Annotated in this window: 15 protein-coding genes; 7 read left to right on the top strand and 8 right to left on the bottom strand. The window is 54.7% G+C overall.

What is annotated here, in order from left to right; all coding sequences use genetic code 11:
- Positions 1–71 precede the first annotated feature (71 nt).
- Positions 72–1,175: an FtsX-like permease family protein gene (locus P8935_RS11565; protein WP_348265154.1), complete on the top strand. Its 1,104-nt coding sequence runs from the start codon at positions 72–74 to the stop codon at positions 1,173–1,175.
- 127 nt (positions 1,176–1,302) lie between these two features.
- Entirely contained in the window at positions 1,303–2,967 is a 1,665-nt protein-coding gene (locus tag P8935_RS11570) for a glycosyltransferase family 39 protein (protein WP_348265155.1), read from the top strand.
- Positions 2,968–2,998: 31 nt separating this feature from the next.
- Here P8935_RS11570 and P8935_RS11575 read toward each other — a convergent pair whose 3' ends face one another.
- Complete coding sequence (locus P8935_RS11575) at positions 2,999–3,391, bottom strand: helix-turn-helix transcriptional regulator (RefSeq protein WP_348265156.1); 393 nt, start codon at positions 3,389–3,391, stop codon at positions 2,999–3,001.
- Between the two features lie 274 nt (positions 3,392–3,665).
- Here P8935_RS11575 and P8935_RS11580 point away from each other — a divergent pair, with 274 nt between their 5' ends.
- Positions 3,666–6,218 carry a sodium-translocating pyrophosphatase gene (locus P8935_RS11580; protein WP_348265157.1) on the top strand — a complete coding sequence of 851 codons (2,553 nt, stop codon included), beginning with the start codon at positions 3,666–3,668 and terminating at the stop codon, positions 6,216–6,218.
- 128 nt (positions 6,219–6,346) lie between these two features.
- Here the strand turns inward: P8935_RS11580 and P8935_RS11585 are convergent, their stop codons facing one another.
- Positions 6,347–6,859 (bottom strand): pyridoxamine 5'-phosphate oxidase family protein, encoded by a 513-nt coding sequence (locus tag P8935_RS11585; protein ID WP_348265158.1) that lies wholly within the window; start codon positions 6,857–6,859, stop codon positions 6,347–6,349.
- A gap of 138 nt (positions 6,860–6,997) precedes the next feature.
- Positions 6,998–7,672: a GNAT family protein gene (locus P8935_RS11590; RefSeq protein WP_348265159.1), complete on the bottom strand. Its 675-nt coding sequence runs from the start codon at positions 7,670–7,672 to the stop codon at positions 6,998–7,000.
- 537 nt (positions 7,673–8,209) lie between these two features.
- On the opposite strand from P8935_RS11590, the gene P8935_RS11595 reads away from it, so the two are divergent.
- On the top strand, positions 8,210–11,521 hold the full coding sequence (locus P8935_RS11595; protein ID WP_348265160.1) for a vitamin B12-dependent ribonucleotide reductase: 3,312 nt from the start codon (positions 8,210–8,212) through the stop codon (positions 11,519–11,521).
- Positions 11,522–12,282: 761 nt separating this feature from the next.
- On the opposite strand, the gene P8935_RS11600 is transcribed toward P8935_RS11595, so the two are convergent.
- The 3 genes from P8935_RS11600 to P8935_RS11610 form a co-directional block, all read right to left on the bottom strand.
- Entirely contained in the window at positions 12,283–14,967 is a 2,685-nt protein-coding gene (locus tag P8935_RS11600) for a M1 family aminopeptidase (RefSeq protein WP_348265161.1), read from the bottom strand.
- A 760-nt stretch (positions 14,968–15,727) separates the two neighbouring features.
- Positions 15,728–17,920 carry a hypothetical protein gene (locus P8935_RS11605; protein WP_348265162.1) on the bottom strand — a complete coding sequence of 731 codons (2,193 nt, stop codon included), beginning with the start codon at positions 17,918–17,920 and terminating at the stop codon, positions 15,728–15,730.
- On the bottom strand, positions 17,908–20,091 hold the full coding sequence (locus tag P8935_RS11610) for a VCBS repeat-containing protein (RefSeq protein WP_348265163.1): 2,184 nt from the start codon (positions 20,089–20,091) through the stop codon (positions 17,908–17,910). The genes P8935_RS11605 and P8935_RS11610 overlap by 13 nt, the downstream gene beginning before the upstream one ends.
- 307 nt (positions 20,092–20,398) lie before the next feature.
- On the opposite strand from P8935_RS11610, the gene P8935_RS11615 reads away from it, so the two are divergent.
- On the top strand, positions 20,399–20,839 hold the full coding sequence (locus P8935_RS11615; RefSeq protein WP_348265164.1) for a hypothetical protein: 441 nt from the start codon (positions 20,399–20,401) through the stop codon (positions 20,837–20,839).
- A 106-nt stretch (positions 20,840–20,945) separates the two neighbouring features.
- Here the strand turns inward: P8935_RS11615 and P8935_RS11620 are convergent, their stop codons facing one another.
- A complete protein-coding gene (locus P8935_RS11620; RefSeq protein ID WP_348265165.1) occupies positions 20,946–21,407 on the bottom strand; it encodes an energy transducer TonB in 462 nt (153 codons plus the stop codon).
- A gap of 291 nt (positions 21,408–21,698) precedes the next feature.
- Here P8935_RS11620 and P8935_RS11625 point away from each other — a divergent pair, with 291 nt between their 5' ends.
- Both P8935_RS11625 and P8935_RS11630 read left to right on the top strand, forming a co-directional pair.
- Positions 21,699–22,190 carry a hypothetical protein gene (locus tag P8935_RS11625; protein WP_348265166.1) on the top strand — a complete coding sequence of 164 codons (492 nt, stop codon included), beginning with the start codon at positions 21,699–21,701 and terminating at the stop codon, positions 22,188–22,190.
- A 125-nt stretch (positions 22,191–22,315) separates the two neighbouring features.
- A complete protein-coding gene (locus tag P8935_RS11630) occupies positions 22,316–22,807 on the top strand; it encodes a hypothetical protein (RefSeq protein WP_348265167.1) in 492 nt (163 codons plus the stop codon).
- Between the two features lie 152 nt (positions 22,808–22,959).
- Here P8935_RS11630 and P8935_RS11635 read toward each other — a convergent pair whose 3' ends face one another.
- Complete coding sequence (locus P8935_RS11635; protein ID WP_348265168.1) at positions 22,960–24,546, bottom strand: PA14 domain-containing protein; 1,587 nt, start codon at positions 24,544–24,546, stop codon at positions 22,960–22,962.
- Positions 24,547–24,563: the final 17 nt, after the last annotated feature.

The raw sequence follows: 24,563 nt of genomic DNA on the forward strand, positions 1-24,563 counted from the left end.
GCAACGGACTGATAACCTTATGAGGAAGCCGCCAAGTCCTTTCGCGCCGCTTTCGGAGCCTGACTGAACCGATGAACAAGCTCGTGATTGCCAACTTGCTCCACCGTCCTCTCCGCTCCTTGATCAGCATTACCGCCGTAGCGATTGAAGTCGTGATGATCCTGTCGATCGTCGCTATTTTCATGGGAATGCTGGACAGTCAAAAGGAACGCACCAATGGTATTGGTGCCGACGTGGTGGTTATGCCTTCAAACGCCAGCATGATAGCCGGAGTTGGCGGCGCTCCAATGTCAGCTAAACTTGCGGGGTTTCTCGCGGGTTTGCCACATGTAACCGTTGCGGCACCAGTGATCACGGACTTCAATATGTCGAGCGCCGTTGAAATCCTTTATGGGATTGATTACAAGAGTTACGACGCGCTCAGGCCCTTCGTATTTCTTTCCGGAGGGCCGTTTCAGACACCCGACGATGTGATTATCGACGATATCTACGCACGTTCCGGCAAGGGGTACCGCGTCGGAGACACGATGTCTATCAAGAACCACACATTCCGCGTATGCGGGATCGTCGAGAACGGGAAGGGCGGCCGCAGGCTGGTGCCCATCGACACGCTTGGCGGCCTTATTGGCTCCGAGGGCAAAGCATCCGTCATCTATTTGAAGAGTGACAGCCCAGCAAACGACAACCTGATCATGGAAGAGGTCCACGGCACAAAGGGTCTTGCAAACTACAGAGTGCAGACGATGGAAGACCTGGTTTCGCAGTACACTCCCTCAAGATTTCCGGGATTTGATATCGCTCTCGATGTCGTTATCTCAATCGCCGTCATTGTTGGTTTCCTTGTGATCTTTCAATCGATGTACACCGCGGTACTTGAGCGAACACGCGAGATTGGCATTCTTAAATCACTGGGCTCATCCAAAGCGACGATCGTCAGCGTTGTGCTTCGCGAAACTGCGCTATTGGCTACAGCCGGAGTTGTCCTGGGCATTGCCGCAACATACGGTGTACGAGCGCTGCTGCACATAAAGTTCTCGACCTTTGCTTTCGAACTGACGGCCGGCTGGATGGGTCGGGGTATTCTGATCGCCTTTGCGGGTGCGATCTTTGGGGCCCTCTATCCGGCATGGATGGCGGCGCGCAAAGATCCAATCGACGCGCTGGCATACGAGTAGTATTCAACTCGAGAATTCAAACGTCGGAACGCCTCTTGCAATCAAGATCGCGAGGCGCGCGCTATACTTTCCAGATTCCCCCGTAACAGATTGATTCAGATCTTCTGCAACAGCGGAGTTAGATCGATTGGCAATTGCGTCCAAGCGTTGGTTCTACGCGGTATGGGTAGTGGGAATCGGCGCATTTGCTGTGCTTCACGCATTGAACCTCACGGCTGATTTTCCCAACCACACACCTCTTCACATCGACTGGGCTAAGTACACCGATGAAGGCTGGTATGGGAACGCGGCGATTCGCGCACATCTCTTTGGGCGCTGGTATTTCCCGGGGGACTTCAATCCAGCGCCTGCTGTTCCGGTATGGCCGTTTCTAGAGTGGATACTCTTCTTCTTTACCGGCGTTTCCATTGCGGCGGCGCGAGCCCTGGCGGTAGCGTTCTTCTTTGCCAATCTGGTTCTTACGTACACACTTCTGAGGCCGCGTGGACCGCGGTGGATGGCGTTGCTGGCGCTAAGCTTGATGGTGACCAGTTCGTTTCTGTATTGCTTCAGCCGGTTAGCGATTCTTGAGCCGATGCTCACTGCATTTCTGCTCACGGCACTCAATCTCGCTGTGCGCCTGCCACGCATGAAAAGGCCGATGGTCGCCTCAGCAATCGTTGGAGTGCTCTTTACGCTGATGATGCTGACCAAGACGACAGCGATCTTTCTCCTCCCGGCAATTGGGTGGGCTTTCTTCGCTGCGTTTAGGGCTACCGGTGATGAACGCATCTCAAGCGCATCTGATCAAGACCCATCCCGCCTTCACGCGTGGTTTGATCCCCGCGCCATACGTTGCGCCGCGGTGGCCCTGGCAACCTTTGCTGTGACATTTGGCGCATGGATGGCGCTGGTGGTGACGCTGGGCTACTTCGCCGATTACAAATACCTGCTTTTTATCAACAAATATATAAAGCCCACCGAGTTCTATTGGCCGCTTCTGAGTTTCTGGTGGTCTTTGCGGGGCTTAATCTGGGTCGATCAGATTCTGATTCCGCTCTGTGAAGTTCTGATTGGCGCCGCACTGGTCGCTGCTGTTTTCTTGCGAAAGCAGAACGGCTGGGGCAAGCGGCTTTTGCTCGATCCTATATTTGGTGCTTCGATTCTGGCTGCTGGGGGGTACATCCTCTTCATGACTTATCAGAATCATCCGCAACCGCGCTATTTCGCACTGGTAGCCGTGTTCTGTTTCGTGATCATCGCGATGGCGACGGAAGCGATGGTTTCAGCAGCAGGGATAATGCGCCTGCTAGGGTGGGGAGCTGTTGCGGTGACTGCGATGGCCATCGTGTTGAATGGACTTCAGACAGCGAGTTATGCGGCGCATCCTGAGTACACCTTTGTGAATGCGGCGCTACAGCTGACCGCATATATCGATCAACATCCCAATGGAAACCGGATTCTAGTCTCGATCAGCGGCGACGAAATATCTCTCGTGTCGCATGTAGAGGCATTATGCGATGACTTCGGAACGTTGAGCCCCGCGTTTCCTGACCTTCCGACTAAGATGGCAGTTTATAAGCCGGGCTGGTGGGCGACGTGGAATGACATCGACCTCGGAACATTGGAAGATATCCACACGCATTATTCGCTGGAGCAGGTGGCAGCGTTCAAGGCATTCGACGACCCGGAACGCAACACTTTAGTGCTTTTCAAACTGCATCCGCTGCCTGGAGGTCAAGTGCGTCTGATCGAAGGAACCAACCTGCAGCAGCAGCTTCCCGGCGACAAAATCGATATTCCGCTACAGTAGCTGGATTTCATGACAGCTCATGGTTCCCGTCTTAGGTTTTTCCAATCATCACTTCGGTTGCCTTGATAAGAGCGATTGCGGATTCGCCTGGTTTCAGGTCGAGTTCTCGTACCGCATCGGCGGTGATGATGGCGGTGATGCGCTGTTCGCCGATGGCGAGCACCACTTTGGCGAGCAGGCCATCCACCGTGACTTCAACAATGGTGCCCGCTAACTGGTTGCGACCGCTTATGCGCGCGGATCCGGTATGCGCAGTGCCATTGGGCAGAAATTCCTGCAGCGCGCTGACGGGAATGCGATGGTGGCCGCCGGGAGTCTTGATGGTCTGGATGCGACCCGCGAGGATCCAGTGCTTGAGCGCCGGGTAACTGATGCCAAGTTTTTCGGCTGCCTGTCGGGGAGTCAAAAGGTTAGACGAACTCATGGAGTATTGATAGACTCCTGCCCGCACTATCGACAAGGGGTTGTTTTAATCCGGACTAAACTGTCTGGTTTTTTCCCAATAGAAATGCGCTCCCCAACCATGTGACTGCAATCACTCGACAGCGTTTGACACGGATGATAGGCTTCCGGGTGACTTTGAGCCGGGACTCTTGCGGGTCGCTATTTTCCTGCGGGGGTGGCTAACCGAAGGTCGTTGGGTCGCGACCGTCGGAGTGCCTGCGAGACGGCAATCAAAAATTCACATTGGAGGACTTGTGACAGCACAAGACTGGGTGTACTTCCTTCCGGCCGTGAGCATTTTATCGCTCGTGGCCTTTTTCTTCGCGCGTCAAGTAATTGGCTCATCGTTCAGCATGCCAGTATTTCTGAAAAGGCGGTACAAGGCCGTCGTAGCCCTTCTGTGTATGGCGCTGCCCGCGTTTGCCTATGGGCAACCGGAACACGCGGGCGGGGGCGAAGCTAACCTCGTATTGCCCGATTTGTCGACGGTACAATTTTTCGGCATGAATGGCCACGCACTGCTGATGATCGGACTGTTGTTCTGCGTTGGCGGCCTGTTGTTTGGCCTCGCCATCTTTGTGCAGTTGAAGAACGCGCCGGTTCATCGCAGCATGCTCGAGATCTCCGAACTGATCTACGAAACATGCAAGACCTATCTGATCACCCAGGGCAAGTTCATCATGCTGCTTTGGGTTTTCATCGCAGTCATCATTTCCATGTACTTCGGATGGCTGGCGCCGGTTCCCGGAAAATCGATCGCCGTCACATTGCCTATCATCCTGCTGTTTTCGCTTGTGGGCATCGCCGGCAGCTATGGCGTGGCGTGGTTCGGAATTCGCGTGAACACCTTCGCCAACTCCCGTACTGCGTTTGCCGGATTGCGCGGCAAACCGTATCCGATCATGGCGATTCCGCTGAAGGCCGGCATGAGCATCGGTATGTTGCTGATCTCGGTCGAACTGCTCATCATGCTCTTCATTCTTCTCTTCATTCCGCGTGATTACGCAGGGCCCTGCTTCATAGGATTTGCGATCGGGGAATCGCTGGGCGCGGCAGCATTGCGTATCGCCGGCGGCATCTTCACGAAGATCGCCGATATCGGCGCCGACCTGATGAAGATCGTATTCAAGATCAAGGAAGATGATGCCCGCAACCCGGGAGTCATCGCAGACTGCACCGGCGATAACGCGGGCGATTCCGTTGGCCCAAGCGCCGATGGATTTGAAACCTACGGCGTGACCGGCGTCGCTCTCATTACCTTTATCCTGTTGGCCGTCAAGGACCCAACGATTCAGGCACAACTGCTGGTTTGGATCTTCGTGATGCGCGTTGGGATGCTCCTTTCAAGCGCGGGAGCATACTTCCTGAACACAGCCATCGCCCGCGCGAAGTACAAAGACTCCGACGAAATGGACTTTGAGGCTCCACTGACTTCGCTGGTATGGATCACGTCAGTTGTTTCCATCATCCTCACCTACATCGTTTCGTACCTCATGCTCCCCACCCTGGGCGACGGAACGCTCTGGTGGAAGCTGGCTTCGATCATCTCGTGCGGAACCCTGGCGGGGGCGCTCATACCCGAATTGGTGAAGGTCTTCACTTCAACCAAGTCCACTCATGTCAAGGAAGTCGTCAAATCGGCTCAGGAAGGCGGAGCTTCCCTGGGAATCCTGTCGGGATTCGTGGCGGGTAATTTCTCAGCCTATTGGCTCGGGCTTAGCATGGTCGCACTTATGGGACTGGGCTACTACTTCAGCATGGGCATACCTGATCTGCAGAACAACCCTGCGGGCATGATGCTGGCTCCAGCCGTCTTCGCTTTTGGCCTCGTGGCCTTCGGCTTCCTCGGCATGGGTCCCGTCACTATCGCCGTCGATTCCTACGGACCGGTGACCGACAATGCGCAGTCTGTTTATGAGCTTTCGCTGATCGAAGATGTTCCCAACATCCAGGCTGAGTTGAAGAAGGATTTCAACATCGATGCGAAGTTCGAGCGCTGTAAACACCTGCTCGAAGCCAACGATGGAGCAGGAAACACGTTCAAGGCAACGGCGAAGCCAGTGCTTATCGGTACAGCTGTGGTGGGCGCAACAACCATGACGTTCTCGATCATCATGGCTCTGACTCACGGACTGACAGACAACGTGGCGAAACTCTCCCTACTGCACGCGCCGTTCATGCTGGGCTTGATTTGCGGTGGAGCGGTGATCTTCTGGTTCGCAGGTGCTTCGACGCAGGCGGTCTCCACTGGCGCCTATCGGGCGGTTGAGTTCATTAAGGCGAATATCCACCTGGAGGGCGCGGAGAAGGCATCCGTGACTGACAGCAAGAAAGTGGTAGAAATCTGTACGAAGTACGCGCAGAAGGGCATGTTCAATATCTTTCTCGCCGTCTTCTTCTCCACTCTCGCATTCGCGTTTATGGAACCATTCTTATTCATTGGCTATCTGTTCTCGATTGCAATCTTCGGTCTCTACGAGGCGATCTTCATGGCAAATGCCGGTGGCGCTTGGGACAATGCCAAGAAAATTGTAGAGGTCGACATGAAGCAGAAGGGGACACCACTCCACGATGCAACCGTGATCGGAGACACCGTCGGCGATCCGTTCAAAGACACCTCGTCCGTGGCAATGAATCCGATCATCAAATTCACGACGTTGTTCGGATTACTTGCGGTGGAACTTGCAGTGACCCTCAGTGGGAATAACCCGATGCTGACGCACATACTCGCGGTGGCATTCTTCCTGGTGTCGGTGTTCTTCGTGCACAAATCGTTCTATGGAATGAGAATTGAGTCAAAAGGGTAGGAACAATTTCCTGTTGTCGCATACAGAAAAACGCCGTCCGAAATTGGGCGGCGTTTTTCTTGAATATCGCTCGGTGAAGCTTCCGATCGTTTTGCGCTTACTCTATTTGCGCAATCTCCAGTTCGCGATCAGCGATTCACGCTGACCTTGCCGTGTTCTCCCACGTCAACAGAACCCTTGGTAGCTGCCGCGGCAAGGTACTTGATGCTGCGAATGATTTTGCTGTCGTTCGCCTCCCAATACTCCGCCTCGGTAACATCCACGCGGAGCACTCGGATTTGAGGATCGCTTTCTCCCCCTGGAAACCATGCCTGGTACATCGGATTCCAGAGCTCGTGAATTTTCTGTTTGTCATGCGAGACATAGCCGTGACCCTTCACGGTGACGTAGCTGGCATTTCCAGGATCAGCGTAGATCAGCGAGACGTGGTCGTTGTCGGCGATTTCGCCCACTTTTCGAGAGTCATGCGCGGTAAGAAACCAGACGCTCCCCTGAAATTCTGTTTTTTGTGTAGCCATGGGACGGCTGTCAATCGTGCCGTCAGGGGCGGCGGTTGTGAGCATCGCGAACCGTATCTCGGCGATCAAGTCTCCAAGCTTCTTCATTCCCTCAGCGCCCGTCAATTGCGCAGCTTCCGACATGTTTCCTCCGTTTAGCAGGGTCGCCTTTGGCAAACTTGCTTGCGATCTCTGCAAAACCATCAGATGCGAGAAAGGAAATGAGGAGCGGCACGGAAAATGATCTTCGCGAACGCGATTTTCACGCAGCCAAAACTCAGATCACGGGAGTTGCATCAGGCGGCTTTTCTGGCGACCTTCGCGGTCGAAATTGGCGGGATCGAGCCATGCCTCGAAGGCGGCTTTGCGTGCTGGCCATTCACTGTTCAGCATTGCAAACCATGCGGTATCGCGGTTCTGGCCTTTAATCACCATGTGCTGTCGGAAGATGCCTTCAAACGTGAATCCGAGCCGCGAAGCGGCGCGACGCGAGGGCTCATTATTGGCGTTGCACTTCCACTCGTAACGGCGGTAGCCCAGATCCTCGAAGACATGGCGCGCCATCAGGTACATTGCTTCGGTCGCGGCAATAGTGCGCTGCAGGGAAGGGGCAAGGAGGATGTTGCCGACCTCAATTACGCCGTTGGCCGGGTCCATGCGCATGTAGCTGGCGTAGCCCTCTGTACGGCCATTTGTTTTTGTCATCAATGCGAAGAAGACGGCGCTTGTGCTGAGTTGCTTTTCCGCGAGTGCGCGCCGCAGGGCGGCCTCGTTGGCATAGGGGCCATCTGCGAGGTAGGCCCACACTTCGTCGTGGCCGTGTACCGCCCGCCAGAGGTCAGCAGTGTGTCGTTCTGCATCCAATGGATCGAGCGTTACGTGCCGGCCGTGAATAGGTAAGCGAGAGGGAATCTCGACGGGCTTCCAAACGGAAAGGTCTTCTGGGGGCAGATGCACGGATTCAGCCTATCAGCCGTCAAAATCCAGCCGTTGGGGAGAGCCTTAAGAGTAACGTCCGCATTCTCCACATCGGGCCGGATTTCGCACAGGCGAATAGGCTAAATGCACTGTTTCTGCGCCTTGTAAGGTGTCTTGTGCGCAAACTAGGCTTGTATCCGCGCACAGACAGTGCTGAACCCCGCATCTGCACTGGATTTGGGGCAAGTTACTCCTTGAAAAAACCGTGGCCGGCGAGCCTTTTAGAGGTTTCCACAGGCTGAATGGCCGTATTTAGCAACCGGGTGCTCGATTTACCATCGAAATACAAGATGTTGTGGTTTCCGGTTGACAGGCACCATAGACAGCGCTATTTTTGCATCTGCGGCTGTTAACAGACTGTAACCTTGAGCCCGAGTTCAGCCCGCATAAAACTGAAAAACCCGCGGATCAGCAAGCCCCCGTTTTTCCGTTCGCTGCAAGACTTAGCCCCCCAAATTTGGCTGCGTTAAGCCCCAGGGACAAGTATTCAAAGAAATCGCCAATGGAGAAGAACTGATGAGCGAGGCCAACCTTCAAATCACCGCCGCAGCGCTGCAAGCTCCCTATAGCCAGGGAGGCCTGACATTTTCCCGTCGCTTTTCAACCGAGGGCAAATCCCCCTATGACGATGTCCAGTGGGAACGGCGAACGGCTCTGATCACCGACAGCAAGGGCAACACGATCTTCGAGCAGAAGGACGTGGAAGTGCCCGCCGACTGGTCGATGACAGCGACCAACATCGTGGCTTCGAAGTATTTGCACGGAACGATCGGCTCGCCCGAGCGCGAGACCGGCGTGCGGCAATTGGTCTCGCGCGTAGCCGAGACTGTGCGCGACTGGGGTATCGCCGGCGGCTACTTTGCCAGCGCACGTGACGCAGCCACTTTCCACGATGAGCTCGCTCACATGCTGCTGACGCAGAAAGTGGCGTTCAACTCGCCCGTATGGTTTAACGTCGGCTGCGACAAGCTGGAGCCATTTGCGGCAGGGCAGAACTGGCATTGGGATCCGATGACCGGCGGCGTGGTGCATGCTGCGACGGGCTATAAGAATCCCCAGTGCTCGGCCTGCTTCATCAACTCCGTCGACGATTCGATGGAAGGCATCATGGACCTGGCGCGGACAGAGGCGCTGCTCTTCAAGTACGGCTCGGGAACGGGCACCAACTTCAGCTCGCTGCGCTCAAGCCACGAAGGCGTGACCGGCGGCGGAACGGCCAGTGGCCCGCTGAGCTTCATGCGCGGACTCGATGCGTTCGCCGGCGTCATCAAGAGCGGCGGCAAGACGCGTCGCGCGGCCAAGATGGCCATCCTGAACGTCGAACATCCCGACATCATCGACTTCATCGAGTGCAAGGCGAAGGAAGAGCAGAAGGCTCACACCTTGATCCGGAACGGCTATGACGGATCGGGTCCGGACTCCGAGGCTTTCTCTTCGATCTTCTTTCAGAACGCCAACAATTCCGTGCGCGTGACCGATGAGTTTATGCGTGCCTACGAGAATGACGGCGAGTTCACCACCAAGACAGTGAAGGGTTCCAATCCCGTCAAGAGCTACAAGGCCCGCGACATCATGCGCAAGATTGCCGAGGCCACATGGCTGTGCGGCGATCCAGGGCTGCAGTTCGACACCACCATCAACAAGTGGCACACCTCGAAGAACACGGCGCCGATTAACGCGTCCAATCCATGCAGTGAATACATGTTCCTCGACAACTCAGCGTGCAACTTGGCGAGCTTCAACCTGATGAAGTTTCTTTCGCCATCGGGAACATTCAACATCCCTGAGTATCGTCACGCTATCTCAGTCGTTATCACGGCGATGGAAATCCTGGTCGACAACTCCGGGTATCCGACGGAATGGATTGCGCGCAATTCGCACGACTATCGGCCGCTCGGGCTGGGCTATGCAAACCTCGGCGCTCTGTTGATGTCATTCGGAATTCCCTATGATTCCGCTGCCGGACGCGATTTGGCTGCTGCGATGACGGCGATCATGTGCGGGCAGGCATATCTGCAGTCGGCAGTCGTAGCGGCGAATTGCCCGCCTCTTGCCTCTGCCACGCCTCTCACCGCCAGCGTTGAGCGTCAGGGCGGTGCATGCCCCGGGTTCTACGTAAACCGTGAGCCGTTCCTCAATGTGATTCGCATGCATCGGGCCGAAGTGAACAACATAGGCAAGTCGCGCACCAGCAGCGAGCCGTTCCTTGTGCCGCAGCTCGAAGCGTTGATCGATGCCAGCCGCGATTGCTGGGATATGGCTCTCTCCTATGGCGAGCGCTACGGGTATCGCAACTCACAGACCACAGTCCTGGCGCCCACCGGCACCATCGGCTTCATGATGGATTGCGACACAACCGGCATCGAGCCTGACCTCGCACTGGTGAAGTACAAGAAGCTGGTTGGTGGCGGCATGATCAAGATCGTCAACAACACAGTCCCGGCTGCGTTGTTCAAGCTGGGATACAACAACGACCAGGTTGACGCAATCGTCAGCTACATTGATGCGACCGGCACCATTGAAGGCGCACCGGGCATCAAGCCGGAACACCTTGCCGTATTCGATTGCAGCTTTAAGCCGGCCAAAGGCACGCGGTCCATTCAATACATGGGCCACATCAAGATGATGGCCGCAACCCAGCCGTTCCTCTCTGGCGCGATCTCGAAGACGGTGAACCTGCCGCATGAAGCCACAGTAGAAGAAGTGGCAGAAGCGTACGCCGAAAGCTGGCGTCAGGGCATCAAGGCAGTGGCCATCTACCGCGACGGCTCGAAGGGCGTGCAGCCATTGAATACCAGCATGGATGCAAAGAAAGAACCGACAGCGGTAGAAGCGGCAGGGCAGCGCGTAATGGCGCAGCTTGCAGCAGGACAGCCAGCAGCCGAAGCAGATCTGAAGACGCTCGAAGCTAAGATCAGCGAGAAGCTTGAGGTCACGGCGAAGTCGGTTGTCACGGCTTCAAATGTGTTTCAACGTGCGCTTGAAGAGATTGCAAAAGCGAATTCGGTGCCGCAAATGACCGCTGCGCTTGGAACTGAACCGCCTTTGCCCCAGGACCTGAATGGGCCGCCGCGCGCAGTTCGTCATCGCCTGCAGGCGGAGCGCGCTTCCATTACGCACAAGTTTTCGATTGCGGGTCATGAAGGCTACATCACGGTTGGTTTGTATCCCACAGGGCAGCCGGGCGAGATCTTCATCAAGATGGCGAAGGAGGGTTCGACCGTCTCCGGCCTCATGGATGCGTTTGCGACTTCCATTTCGCTGGCTCTGCAGCACGGAGTTCCGCTGCGTGTGCTCTGCGAGAAGTTTGCGCACACACGATTCGAGCCCTCGGGGTGGACGGGCAATGAGCAGATCGGCTACGCGAAGAGTCTCATGGACTACATCTTCCGCTGGCTGAACCTGCGCTTCCTGTCGGGTGAGCAGTTGACCCTCTTCGCGGGGCTAGCTCCGCAGGCTTCGCCCCTCCCTGAATCGCCGACAATTCTGCCAGACTTGGAGCCGGAAGAGGATCCCGCGGCCCACAAGCAGCTTTCCAAATTGGCTGAGGAGATGTCGCGTCTGAGAGAACGCGACAGGGGAATGGGCAGCACATCCGCACCGGGCGGCAGCATTCCTCCGGATGCTCAATCATCGATCACAGCTTCTGCCTCCCCAAGTCATGGACCAACATTGCAGGATCGTGGTTTGTTCCATGCATCGGAGGCAATGCGCAGCATGTACGAGATGGGCGATGCTCCAAGCTGTTCGACCTGCGGCGCCATCATGGTTCGCAACGGAAGCTGCTATCGCTGCATGAGCTGCGGATCGACAAGCGGATGCAGTTAATTTTCATAATCGGAAATTAAGGAGAGTGTGGGGTGACCGCCAAAATGAAAGTTTTGACCCTCATCGTGAAAGTTTTCACCCCACATGAAAGTCTCTGAAATTGGGTAGTTTAGTCTTCGATTTCTGAGAGTAGTTTACGTACAACTCCGAACTCGGTCGCGACACAACCTCGGGTAAGAGCGCGCCCGAACTAAGCACTAGAACTGAAATAATCTCGCACCCCGAGGGAGCCCCTTCGGGGTGTGTTCGTTCTGGCCCTAGCGAACACTGAGCGAGTGATCTGAGAGGAGAACAAATGCTCGCACGAACTCTGGATGCCGCCGCTCTGGTAGAGGCCAGTAGCTCTGAGATTCTGGAGAGAAAGTGTGTGTGGATTTACACATAAGGTGAAACTTTTACCCCATAAGGTGAAGGTTGGTACCCCATAAAGTGAAATCAAGATGAAGAGAGGAAGCGACAGGATGGCAAAGAAAGAGATTTATGTCGAACAGACACAGCAAGGCGACTTCGCGGTACGGAGGCCGGGGTCTGAGAGACCTTTAAGGGTCCACATCCTTACGAATCGAATGGCGATTTTGGCACATTTTTATGCCTATTCCTGAGTCACCGTTAATCCGGAAGTAACCCCGTTTTTGGGTAATGTCCGATTTGGTCACCACATTTCCATGACTAGCACTATCATCAGTAAAATGCTCGATTCGGCCATCCGAACCATATCAATCGCAAGGCGTAACTGACCACAATCGCAGCGAGAGACACTCTCATCGCTCCAAAATGTCCTTGTAGGCGTTCAGGGCCACCTTCTTAGGCTGGCTCGGCACCAGAACTTCGGCATTCCTAGTGCTGTTGCCAATTATCGCGACTTGCCCGATCCGTACCATACCTTTTCCGAAATCGGCAAAGACTGGAACTAACATGCCAAAATGCTCGTCCACGTCACTCTGCGTGATGGCCATGTGAATCTTGACCTTTCCGCCTTCCGCGGGAGTCACCTGATACTCGAAGTGGTATCGCGGAACCTGCGTGCCGTAAACCCATTCATCAAAGAACCAGTCGAGGCGGCCGTTTCCCTGCAAGTCCATGGTTTTGCTCATGTGTTTTTCTGCAATCGCTTTAAACGACTCTGTCGAGGCTGCCTTCGCACGATGGCTCTCCACAAAGTCATGCATCATGGCGATAAACGCCTTGTCCTGGTCTTGTTGGCTGTACATGATCGACCTCAACATTTGCAGGACGTACGCGCCCTTTGGATAGACTACGTTTTGATAGGCGTTTTCGCTCCGGGGAGAAATCAAACGCAGGCCCATCCAAAGAGGGCCGGTGTCGTTGGGTGCGACACCAAAGTTGTTCTTCTCAAGAATCCGGTTGTGTAGGCGATTCCAAAAGTCGATGTAATCCTTGCGCCAGTCGCCGGCCACGCCCTGCTGCAGAAACAGCCCGGCTGAAAATTCAGCAAATCCCTCAGAAAGCCATTGATCATGATATGAAGTCCATCCCACAGCGTGCCCCCACCATTGGTGTGCAACTTCGTGAGGTGTCACCTCCTGAACGAAGCCGCTGAATTTGCTGTCGATGTTTCCAAATAGCAACCACCTCTGTGTCGAGTCGGTGTAGGCGGAAATTGGAAGATAGACAAGGTTTGGCCAGGACTGCCCAAAATTAAAGTCGGGCTGTTCTGTTATGTCGATCTCATCGTATGGGCTCTTGCCAAAGTAATAGCTACAAAGCTGTAGCTGCGCTCGCGTTTGCTCCAACGCATATTTGGTCATACTGTGCGGAGCCATCGACTGCAGCGCACCAAAACCGCGCAGGTTATTTGGCAATTCCGTCAGGTAATAACCAGAAATCTTGTAGCCGTCAACTTCATCGGGAAGTTCAATCTTCTTGTAATCGCCATAGTTGAAACCCGCCACCGCTACGGGGATCGAGGTAACCCAGTGGCTGACGGTGAAGTCTTCCTGTGATGACTCGCCTTGCAGCTTCCCCACGCTGATCACTTTGTATCTGTGCGGAATCTTGTATGTCAGATCATATGGAACACGCTCTCCAAAACCATTGAGATTCGGATACCACGAGGTTCGAGCACGTACGTAATAGTTTCCGTCCCCTGCCTTGGCCAGAACCTTGTCTCCTTCGTATTGCACGGTTATCGAAGATACTTTGCCGGCATCCGGGGCCTTAGGAAGAATGACGTAAAACGAACCGTCCTCTTTTCGGCTTTCCTGTATGTAATAGATATCCTGCCCATGTTCATCTATGACCCGTGTGACACGCAGGTTGGGCAACAGTCCAAACTTCATAAGTCTCTCGCCGAGAACCAACGGTTCGAAGGTGATGGTGGCAGTGCTGAACAAATGATCGTTCTTTGAAATTGCCGTCTCGATCTTGTATGCGTGAGTTGCAAAGAGGCGGCGATCTTCCCCGGAACTGGCCGTATGGTTTAGGAATTCGGATCTCAGATGAGCCAGATAAAAGACGCCGTCGTCCATCCCCTCGGGATCGTAGTTGATGAGTGCGACCTCTTCCGAGGAATCCAACTGGGGCATCGCACCAACTCGTTCCCGCAAGAAAAATCGGAGATCCTTCCACTTCTTCCCACGGATGTACGCATTCACAAACGGAGGATGAGAGGGATTGTAAACAGCCGCAAGAACGTCCGCGTCCACGTTGTCCATGGTTTCCCCGTGCAGCAGTTGTTCGGTAAACCCTTGAGGTTCATCCTTGCGCTTTCGCACCCTCTCCTTCCATTGTTCGAGGATTTGAGAGATGTTGGCTGGGGTTTCGGCGGGCGCACCCAGACCGGGGATGAACTTCAGGCGCTCCTGCTCGGTAAATCGGAACACCGCCTCAGAAAACTCTTCGTTTGCTTCGGCTGCACCGACGCGCCGTTTCAGTTCGTTTGTATCGAGTAAAGTGAAGGGCTTTAGATTGAAGTGACCTTCTCCGCTGAAAACTGCTCCGGTCACAACTCCATTGACCGGGCTCAACATCGTCAAGGTCCCTGCCTTGAATTGGAATGTTCCCGCATCCAACTGCAGTGTGAAATTGTCGAAGCGGAAGGTGGTTCCAGGCCCGACGGCGCGGAGCATCTGGTAAGCGGGGTCGGAATTGGCAAACGCACGGTTCCTGCCAGAAACTGAGATCTCCTCCCGGCGCTTCGCAATGAGCAGCTCAAACCGCAGTTCAACGGGTGCGCTCAGATCCACGCTTTTTACCTGGAGTTCGAAACCATCTCGCGTCACCTGTACTGAATAAGTTGCCGGTTTCAAATCAGAGACTGAGAACTTGCCTTGCCCGTCCGATAGAAGCACAACTGGTTTAGGAAGACCTGCCCCACTGATCTCGATCTTTGCGTCGACAACCACCGCTCCGGATTGATCCACGATTTTTCCGGAAAGTGTCTCGGCGTGCAATTTCGTTGAGATTCCCAAGAGGACGAGAAACAACCCGATCCTCAGCGAGAAGAAAAGACATTGGTGGTTCATTGCGCGAAGACTAAACAACGACATTGGCCCCTTTTCGCGTGATACCAGAGCGACGACCCCCGCCAGCGATCCGTAACCGGGCAGAGCCCAGCTAATTCACAACGCTGAAGTGCCCTAGCTCCCAAGGATGATCACATTGAGATGGTTGCTCTTGGTCTTGGTAATCTCGAATTCTACGATGGGTTGGGCAATATCCCGAAAGGATTGTTGACCCGCAAGAGCTTCTGGTCACTAGCCCGCAAGTCGTGTTCTCGGCAATTTAACTTTCGCGATGGAACCGCTGTAGATTGCTGATTCCGGAAGAATGACCGCCTGCTCGGACCCTATCGAGCTTGGTAAGCTCTAGGGCAGCGAAGAGCGCCTGATTGCGTTTATAAATCCGGGGATTACAACGATGTTCGATAAGACAATTTTTACTGAAGATCGAGACGGTAGACCTCAGCGAGCTGTTGTGTTCATCGTTTTGATTCTATTGGCGGCTGTTGTCGGGTATGTCGTCTACTGGATTAGTTCATTGTTCAACTTTCGCGGGGGTATAGGATGGTGAGTTTCGGGCGTCACCGTCTACTCTTCCCCTGCGGTGCCCCAACTGCCGGGGCGGGGCGAAGATAAGTCAAAGTGACGAGTGGTCCACGATTAACCGGAGCGCCCTACCAGATGGCCGATCCATGTCAAGGACTGTTTCGGCGTTACCACATAAACGGATGAAGCCTGGCGATGCTCAATGGGTCACTGTGATTGCAACGGTGCCGAGCGCATAGCTCTGCGAGGCCCCTGCTGCTGTTGCGCTCACGGTCACCGAGTAGGCGTTTGATCCGCCTCCGCCTCCTCCGCCACCGGTTCCGGTGGAACCTCCACCAGAACCACAACTCGTTACGGACGAGAGCAAAGCACAGAGCGCACATAAAAGAAGTAACGTTCTCCGTCGGCGTCTCGGGCTCAGCCATAATGCAGCCGGGAAAAGTATCGCAAGTGCGAGAGTGCCTTTTGCTGAAACTGCGGAAGGCTCACCGTGTATCTGCGCTGTATTTGTGGCTGTAAAGGTCGTGGTAATTGACTGCGCAATTCCACCGCTTAGCTGAAACGGCGATGGATTAAAAGAACAGGAAACCTGAGGCGAAGCACCCGAACAACCGAGCGAAACGGAGCCGCTGAATCCGTTGGTAGCATTGAGGGTCAGGGTCAACGATCCTGATCCGCTGCGAGGAAAGGTAAGCGCGGAGTTGCTCAACGATCCACTTAGCGCAACCACGTTTACGGGAAAGGTATAGCTTTGTGTGTTTCCGTTCGTGGTTGAGGTCACAGTCAATTGATGCTGCCCGAGGGAGGTGCCTGCCGGGACCGAAAGACTAAGGTTGACGCTCTGCGCAGTCGCACTTACCGGAGACGTTCCGCCGGTGCAGGTTGCTTGAACGTCAAGTACACAGGTGATCGAAAGATTGATCCCGCTCCCACTCGAATTTGACGATCCCTGCACGGTCACGGGAATATTCGCACTAGTTCCGGCGAAGATCCAGTCATTGGCAGCGGGCGGTCCCTGCACGTTGTATCCGATGACAGCAAGTGTCTCCGTTGCCGAAGCAGTAATCCCCTGGCTGGAAGCCGTCACTGTAAATGGATAGTTGCCGGCGGGCGTTCCCGCTGGAACATTGATCGCTAAAGAGATTCCGCTGTTCTGCGGATACGCTGCCTGGTCACCACTGAAGGCGCAGGATACGGCGTTCGGAAGTCCGGAGCAGCCGAAGGTGTAAGGCGGGATGCCGCTCACCTGAAGCGTCACAGAGCCAGTGGAGGGAGGAAAAACCCGGATCGGGCCGCTGAAGAAATTATTGATGTTCAACAGAGCAAGACTGACTGTGAAAGTCTGGCGTCGCGTTACGTTGCCGTCACTGGCTATTACTGTAAATAGATCCTGGGTACCGTTCACCGGCTGGTCAGGCGATTCGATGAAGGTGACCGTCGTTGATATCGGAGCCCCGGGTGAAACATCGAGTGAGCTGGAAGCAAACTGGCAGGTATCGCCAGGTAGCGAGCCAACACAAGAGAGATGAACCGTTGAACTATAGCCCTGCGAAGAAGTCAGCGTAACAGCCACGGGAGCTGTGCTTTTCCCGTTATAGACGGGACCCGCAGATGTCGGTGAGATGGTCTCGCTGAAGCCTAATACGTAACTGCTGGACGCATAGGCTGTGGCAACATCGCCATTGAGCTGTGCGTTGATGTCGAATACCTGCCGCCAATCGAAATTCGAAGCAAGCGTGTAACAGAAGCGTGCGCTCAGCGCACCGGCAGGGATAGTGATTGAACTGGGCAAAAGCACGCCAGCAACCGATGACGATAATATCGCCGATGCACCCGAGGAAGAAGAGACGTCGGGAAAGACCCAGCCGCATCCTTGGCCCCCGGTCACCACTGCCTCCTCGAGTTCGATCTGCAAGGCAGGAGCGTGGCCACCCTTGAATACCTGTAATGAGGAAGTGCCGCCATCGACTTGCACCATGTCGGCAATCCCGTCGCCATTCAAGTCATGCGCATAAAGCGGATACCCGCCGTAAAAAGGAAAGATGTCATAGGTTGGCACGAAGGTGCCGTCCCCGTTGCCCATCAGAAACTGTGCGTACGGCGCTGGGGCGAAATTTGCCGGTTGCTGAAACGCGACTTCGTCAGGTTTACCGCTTCCCTTGAAATCACCGGTCATCGACGAGGCTAGCGGATCGCCATTCTGCTGGAATGGTGTAACAGGGAGGGGTACGCCGGTGTCGGTCGCGTAGCTGCTGCTCTGCTTGAAGGTGCCATCAGGCTGACCGAGGTAATTCGTGAACTTCGCCGGACCAAGTGTCTGCGTCGTCCCGTCGGGCCACATGAAGTCGTAACGGGCGATATCGAGATAGCTGTCTCCATTCAGGTCAGCCAAAGCAAGCGGTTGAAATCCTGTAAAGAGTTGCCGAGGGGTTGGAAGGTGCCGTCACCGTTGCCATCGAATTCCCACAATGCTGATTGGTTTGTCCAGTAACCATTGCCGCTGGCAAATAGGAGAACGTCGAGCTTGCCATCACGATTGAAGTCGGCCGTCCAGGCCCGCAGTGGAATAGCTCCGATCGTTCCAGCCCCTGTGTTGAACGGGACTGGCGCGAGACTCCGGAACGTGCCGTCGCCGTTGCCCAGAAACATCGTCAATGTAAGTGAACCCGAGCCGTCCACTGCCACAAAGTCGAGCTTTCCGTCGCGGTTGAAGTCGCCCGTGGTGAGAATGCCCTGGGCTCCCGTAGTCGTCACAGGCATTGCCTTGGCAAATGTTCCGTCGCCGTTGCCCTTCAGATACAAAATGTACTGCGAAGCATTACTGAAACTGGAGTTGGTCCCGATGGCGATCATATCCAGGCGACCGGTATTGCGGAAATCGCCGAGCCGGTAATCGCTTTGTGCATTGGTTATCCAGCTAATCCCCGTATCGGACGTTACGGGTCCGGTAAACCGTCCCGTACCATCGTTGAGGAACGCAACCGCGAACAGTTCCGCATTCGTGCCTTCGTCGTCAAGTAGAAAGGCGTCCGTTTTTCCGTCTCCGTTGAGATCGGCGAAAGAGAGACTGGAGTAAGGCGCATTGATTGTGATCTGGCCTGCAACACCTGCATAGATTCCTTGCGGAAATCCGAATCCACCAGACCCATCATTGAGGTACACCGTAGCGGAGTCGGCATCACTCTCCGCAGTCACGAAGTCCTTCTTCCCGTCGCCGTTGAAATCCGCAATCCCGATGGAATATGCCTGTCCCGTTCCCACGTAAGTGCGGGCGGTGCCAAAATTGCCTTTTCCGTCGCCCAACGCGACATTGATTGAGTTGCCGCCATACGCCCCTAGACTCGTTCCTTCGAACCCTGGAAAGGCCCCAGTGACAATGTCCAGATGACCGTCACCATTCACGTCATTGAGTCGCACTGCGGCGTTATTAGCGCCCATGTAAACAGGAACGGGATTAGAAAATTTGCCCGTACAATCGCCCAACGCGACCCACACCATCGTGTTGAGATCCGCCACGACCGCGTCGGCGCAGCCGTCACCGTTGATATCGCCCAACCGGCCATCGAGCACCAACGGTGGGCCACTAGGTTGGGCATTTGCGATCACAGTGGCTCCAGGCGTGAAGCTGCCGTCCCCATTGTTAATGAATATTTGGGAGTTCTCATTACCAGGTCCGGTGATGAGAAGGTCGGGCAGCCCGTCGCCATCCACATCGCCCGAGTCCAGGTTCCAGGCAGTGCTATAGAAGCCCCAATTGCTTGTAACCACAGGAGCGGAGAAATGCCCGGTGCCGTCTCCACTCAAGAACGCAATGTAGGGTACTGCAGTTGTCCCTGGATTGACATTCGTGACCATCACGGCTGCGATATCGAGTTTGCCGTCATGTCTAAAATCATCGACTACAAGAGAACTCGGCGATTCAGGAAGTTGATATTCCGTCTCGTAGCCAAATGTGCCGTCGCCGTTGCCGAGCAATACGCCGATGGTTGAAGTGTCAGATTCAGCAACTACCAGGTCGAGGGTACCTTTGCCTCGTAAATCCGCGGCGATGACGCATACCGGCGACAATCCTTTGCTCAGAGGCACCACTCGCGGCAGTTGGAACGATCCATCGCCTTTGCCGAGATAAATCCACAGGTCGTTGGTCAGTCCGTTGGCGACTACGAAATCCGGGTGTCCATCACCATTGAAATCGCCAGTGGCGACTGACGTCGGAAGAGCGCCAGTAGTGAGAGCCGGGCGCATCAGTATGCCGGGCAAAGCCGCACCTTGAGTGGCAACCTCCGGACGGGCGGCTTGAATTGACTTAATGCGTTGTTCCAGGCGAGCCCTGCTCAGACGACGTTCCTGAAGCAGTTCTCTCCCTGGCAGCGCACCTCCAAACTGCGGTCGCGGTTGCGGCTGCACTGACTCGAAGTGCCGCTCTATAGCGAGTTTTCCGCCGTCATGCTTAGTGGACTCTCCGCCGGTTCTCGAATCCTGCCGCAAAGATTGCGACCAACACAGCATGCCGCTGACAGATGCGGCAACCAACAGACAGGTCAGGCTCTTCATCAGTTTCATGCTGCTGCGCACTCCCATTATTGGCATGAAAGGAATTGGAATTATGGACTGGTGACTGATTATAAGGGACGTCTATTGATCGGTGACAAGCAGCCAAAGTCACATAGAAACTAAAGAGTCCTAAGCCTGGTGAGCGAGAGTTGCTCCATTCGTATAACCCGCCACTCGTCACTAACCCCGTCGCAGCCAGCCGGGACCGGGGGCGAACAGAGGTCATACTGACGACTAGGCCACCACACGGCCACAATCCCTACATACGGCGGGTTTGCTTTGCTATGTTTGACGTGCTTGTTCTTGCAAGGATCCAATGGATGATTTGAGAGAGTTCGCGCTGCAACTCCTTGAAATCGAGAAGCGATTTCTTCTAGAAGGCAAAGAGGAATATTGCACGGCTGTCGTCGTGGTGGTGACACCGGAGCAAAGCTACTCGGAAGAAGTAGAATTCGAGAACGAAGAGGAAAAGATAGATGCTTACGCCGCCATCGTGGATCGAGCGAAGGAAAACGATGCGTCTGCAATCATCACGATCAACACCAGCTTTGTAAGGTCAGATGCCGTCTCTGATTTTCGATGGGGCGACGTTGAGCACAGTGGCGCACCGCGTGCGATCACGCTGACCATATCCGGTCCGTCACTCGAACCTGTCAGCTTGAGTCTGCCCTTCAACATTGAAGACGGCACCGTGAATATCGGAGAGATGAGCGACTTTGAACCTGCCGTGGTCGGACTTCTACCCGGCTGGCCCTAGCCTCACGATCGTTGCGGTCGAATAACCGCCCACACGAAAGTAAACCTGATTTCGGATTATTTCTGGATTGCCGCGGAATGGCCCGCAACAGTCTTCGGAACGATTATTAGATGGGGCAGGAGTCCTTACTGAACGGCACCTTTTTCTTGCCTCCCAAGGTGAACGTAACTTTTATTGTTGTTTGCACCTCAACTGGTTCGCCGCGCAAGAGATAGGGGCGATACTTCCACTCTCGAACGGCCGCGAGCGAAGGTTCCTGTAGCATCTCCGGGCCGCATTCAACGTGAAGGTTCGAAATCTCTCCCGTCTTAGAAATTGTGGCCTTAAGCGTAACTATTCCGGATACTCGGGCTGCTTTGGCGATTACGGGGTATTCCGGAGTGACCTTGTGGATCAGCATGCCAACTGCAACATTTTCAGGAATGATGACCAGCTTCGAACTCTTGGGCGGCACATTCGTCGGCGTGTCAGCAAGAGGGGCGTCATCGGCAAAGATTGTCTTTGCGCAAACCACCGTTGAAGTCGCGAGGAGACAACTGACGATGCATGCGGCAGTTCGTGAACGCATTGGCAGAATATACAGGTTCACCATTTCAAATCACAAACATTTCTCCCGAATCTGAACTGGGATAGTTACGCGATTCAAGGCAAGGAACCTCATCGTTCATCTCGGATTAACCATAATATTCTTTCGGCTCTGAGCGGATCACCGGCGATCCGGACAGAACTCCATAACCAGGTAATGTCCGGATTGGCCACGACACGCCCGGAACCCTAAATGAATTACTCGGATTCCTGTGATCTCCGCGCCGGTGAGCAAGACGTCTATACTTGCGCAGATTCAATCGGGGGACGCGCGATGGTTGCAAGGTTGATAGCGGTTGCTGTTGTCATGTCGGCTGTAGGATTGCTGACGAATGCAGGGACTCTGCATGCCGTGCCGCAGACGGACGGTCAGTTCAAGCGATACAAAACTGTCGAAGCCTACGAGATTCGCACCGGGGTCTTGATGATGCCGCGTTATGCTCTCGACGGGCAGGTCTGCGAGATTGGGTTACAGAAGAGAATTTACTCACCAGAAGTGGTAAGGCTCGACGCGGAGTTGGAGCGCAAGCAAATCGATGATCTGGTTGATGAGCTTGTACCAGCGGAAGAACGCGGACCACGGGCAAACGGGATTCTGGGGATGGGGCTCATATCGGTTTCAGGCACCGGGATGAATCAATTGGACGATTACGAAAACGTATCGATTGATGTCTACAGCAAGGTCCTGTCTTCATCGAAGCGGAAGATGACGGTGGAAGGCAATCTGGCCGCGGTTATTCGCTGGAAGCATCGAAAATGCCAGTAAGACGACCGTTCCGGGAGGGTCACCGCCAACCCGGAAGTAATCCAAATTTGCGTTATATCCGAGTTGACCACCACCCGGCCAGAAACCGAGATTCTGCTAGCCTACCAGCGAACGAGGATGAGCAAATGCAAGAGGAACTACCAGTGACCGGCGTCGTTCCGACATCGGCAATGACTGGTGAAGACGAGGAAGAGACCGCGAGGCTCCGTGATATGGAGGGACAAGCGCGAGCCTTTTTGTCCTCGTTTCAGTGGTGCGAGTCGATAGAAGGTCTGTATTTCGGAGATGGAGTGGGTGGAGTTTGTACCGTCTTTTTCGCTCACATCAAGCCATCTCGACCAGACGTTGACGAGTACTTATGGGTCGTTGTGGGTGATCTTCCGTCGGCTTACCTTGTCACGGATGATTGTCGAACACCAAAACAGGCGCTTGAGGGATACATAGAAGAGATGAGGAAGTGGGTTGCACTGGCGAAAGCGGGCCAAACTTCTCACGATGTAATTCCAGTCAATGTTCCTCCCACTCTAGAGTCGGCGGAAGCCCTAGAATCACGTCTCGACGCGCTGGAACAGAAGATCATTCCACAATGGTTCGATCAAACAGACACCGTTCAATGAAACCAATGTCGGGAGCAATAATGCGTCGTTCCGGTCGACTAAGAGACTTCCTCAGCTCGGTAAGCACATGAGGCAGTCGCCCCGGAACCGCAGCAAAGATAAGGACCTGTTAAGAGGTATCTCCACCTAAGTTGCATGCGCACTTGTGGCCCTCAGCGAGGATCCGGGAAGTTTGCATTTGGAGCAGGCGGAGAGTAGTCGTTCATATCGAACACGCTCCACGAGTGCGCACCGTGCGGCTTGACCCAAAGCTCAAGAGCAAACGCACCCTCTGCGTTCTCAAAGTGCGGTACGTCGATCGAGTGACGGCCTGCATCGAGATGGATTCGGGCCGAAGCTGGCTGCGCCGGGTGGAGCCCATCGATGTCAATCAGCTTCTTGTCATCGACACGCAGGGTCGCGCCGTCATCGGAAAGCAATAAGAAGTGATAGTCGCCCGGGAGCTTTACCCAGAAAACGCCGTGGTAGTCGATTCCGAAGGGAATTGTCCCCGGCGGCTGTCCTGGTATCCGTGTGAGATTGGAGAATATCTGATTGGGCACATCGAGGGTGGAAGTATAAAGCGAGACGATCGGATCGGATTCGCGAAAATCGGGTAAATCTTCTGGCCGGTCGGAGAGATCATAAACGTCACCGCAAAAAGAATGGGGAGCGGGAACAATGCTCCCAAACGAGCCAATGGGTTCTGGTTCTGGCCGCATATTCAAAGGATTCAGACTGCGACCATTAGCATCTTTGATCGAATCCAGATTTCGCCAGGCCTCAATTGCCTTAAGATCGGTCGCTGTCTGCGTAGCTGGAGGCGAGATGTGCACGATCGGGCCTTGAGCGACGCCAGGAAATGCGGCCTCAACCACGCCAAGATTGCCCGTTTGACGATCGCGAACAACGAATCGCGTGATCGCGATGTGCTCCGGGGCCGGAAATTCCAAGATGTGAGGAAATCCTCGATCCAGAGCGCGAGCGTACTCTCCGGACGTTAGGACTTTCTCAAGTGGCGCTTGGGAAAAGCTAATCGGAAGCCCCCGGTTATCTAGGTTGCAGACTCCGTAGTCAAGCGCGACGAGGCGATCGATACCTGCATTGTTCCCGTTCCTTTCTAAGGTCACGAAGGAGAGCGAGTCGGCGTCGATTGCGACGGAGTAGCGGATGACATCCGTGCGGCCACTTTCTATGAATCTGGGCCGCAGGGAAATTGACGCAGGTATTTGCGGGTGGTAACAGGCAGCCTGTAGAAGTAGCTTGTTAATGGCTTCACTCTGAACGACGGGAGGTTTGACGAGAGGTTCCTTCAAACCTACGTAGTATTGATGACGATAAAACAACCGGATGCCGGATCTCTTCGCACTGATCACAACCCGGTGGTATCCGCTTTGCGAAGCGTCGGGACCCGGATGGAATGCGATCTGATAGTGCGGGGTAGAAAGCTCCAGGCAACTCCCGGCAATTTGGAATCCACTCCGCGAATCGTCCGATGAAGGCTGAGGTGCACTAGGATCGACCACGCGCAAGCTGGTGATTGTTTCTGGTTCTAGAGACACGGTGGCTGGATGAGGCGCGTTAGGTGAGTCAAGCGAGACAAATGATTCTGAAACCTGAAGATCTGCAAGCTTAAGGTCCAAGACAGGCTGATCTCGACCGCTAAGCGCGATCAGGTCAATGAGAACCTCGCGCGTCGTAACACGAACAATGGCGATACCAGTATCGGGCTGCAGTGGCCGAGGTGCGGAGGATGACATCTGACCAACTTCGCCGC

It is taken from the genome of Telmatobacter sp. DSM 110680, from assembly GCF_039994875.1.
Classification (GTDB): domain Bacteria; phylum Acidobacteriota; class Terriglobia; order Terriglobales; family Acidobacteriaceae; genus Telmatobacter.

Excerpts from the sequence above, each read along its gene's own strand:
- P8935_RS11625 (WP_348265166.1), top strand. The coding sequence starts at position 21,699 with ATGGTTGCAAGGTTGATAGCGGTTGCTGTTGTCATGTCGGCTGTAGGA.
- P8935_RS11565 (WP_348265154.1), top strand. The coding sequence starts at position 72 with ATGAACAAGCTCGTGATTGCCAACTTGCTCCACCGTCCTCTCCGCTCC.
- P8935_RS11575 (WP_348265156.1), bottom strand. The coding sequence starts at position 3,391 with ATGAGTTCGTCTAACCTTTTGACTCCCCGACAGGCAGCCGAAAAACTT.
- P8935_RS11635 (WP_348265168.1), bottom strand. The coding sequence starts at position 24,546 with ATGTCATCCTCCGCACCTCGGCCACTGCAGCCCGATACTGGTATCGCC.
- P8935_RS11585 (WP_348265158.1), bottom strand. The coding sequence starts at position 6,859 with ATGTCGGAAGCTGCGCAATTGACGGGCGCTGAGGGAATGAAGAAGCTT.
- P8935_RS11620 (WP_348265165.1), bottom strand. The coding sequence starts at position 21,407 with ATGCGTTCACGAACTGCCGCATGCATCGTCAGTTGTCTCCTCGCGACT.
- P8935_RS11630 (WP_348265167.1), top strand. The coding sequence starts at position 22,316 with ATGCAAGAGGAACTACCAGTGACCGGCGTCGTTCCGACATCGGCAATG.
- P8935_RS11610 (WP_348265163.1), bottom strand. The coding sequence starts at position 20,091 with ATGAAACTGATGAAGAGCCTGACCTGTCTGTTGGTTGCCGCATCTGTC.
- P8935_RS11615 (WP_348265164.1), top strand. The coding sequence starts at position 20,399 with ATGGATGATTTGAGAGAGTTCGCGCTGCAACTCCTTGAAATCGAGAAG.
- P8935_RS11595 (WP_348265160.1), top strand. The coding sequence starts at position 8,210 with ATGAGCGAGGCCAACCTTCAAATCACCGCCGCAGCGCTGCAAGCTCCC.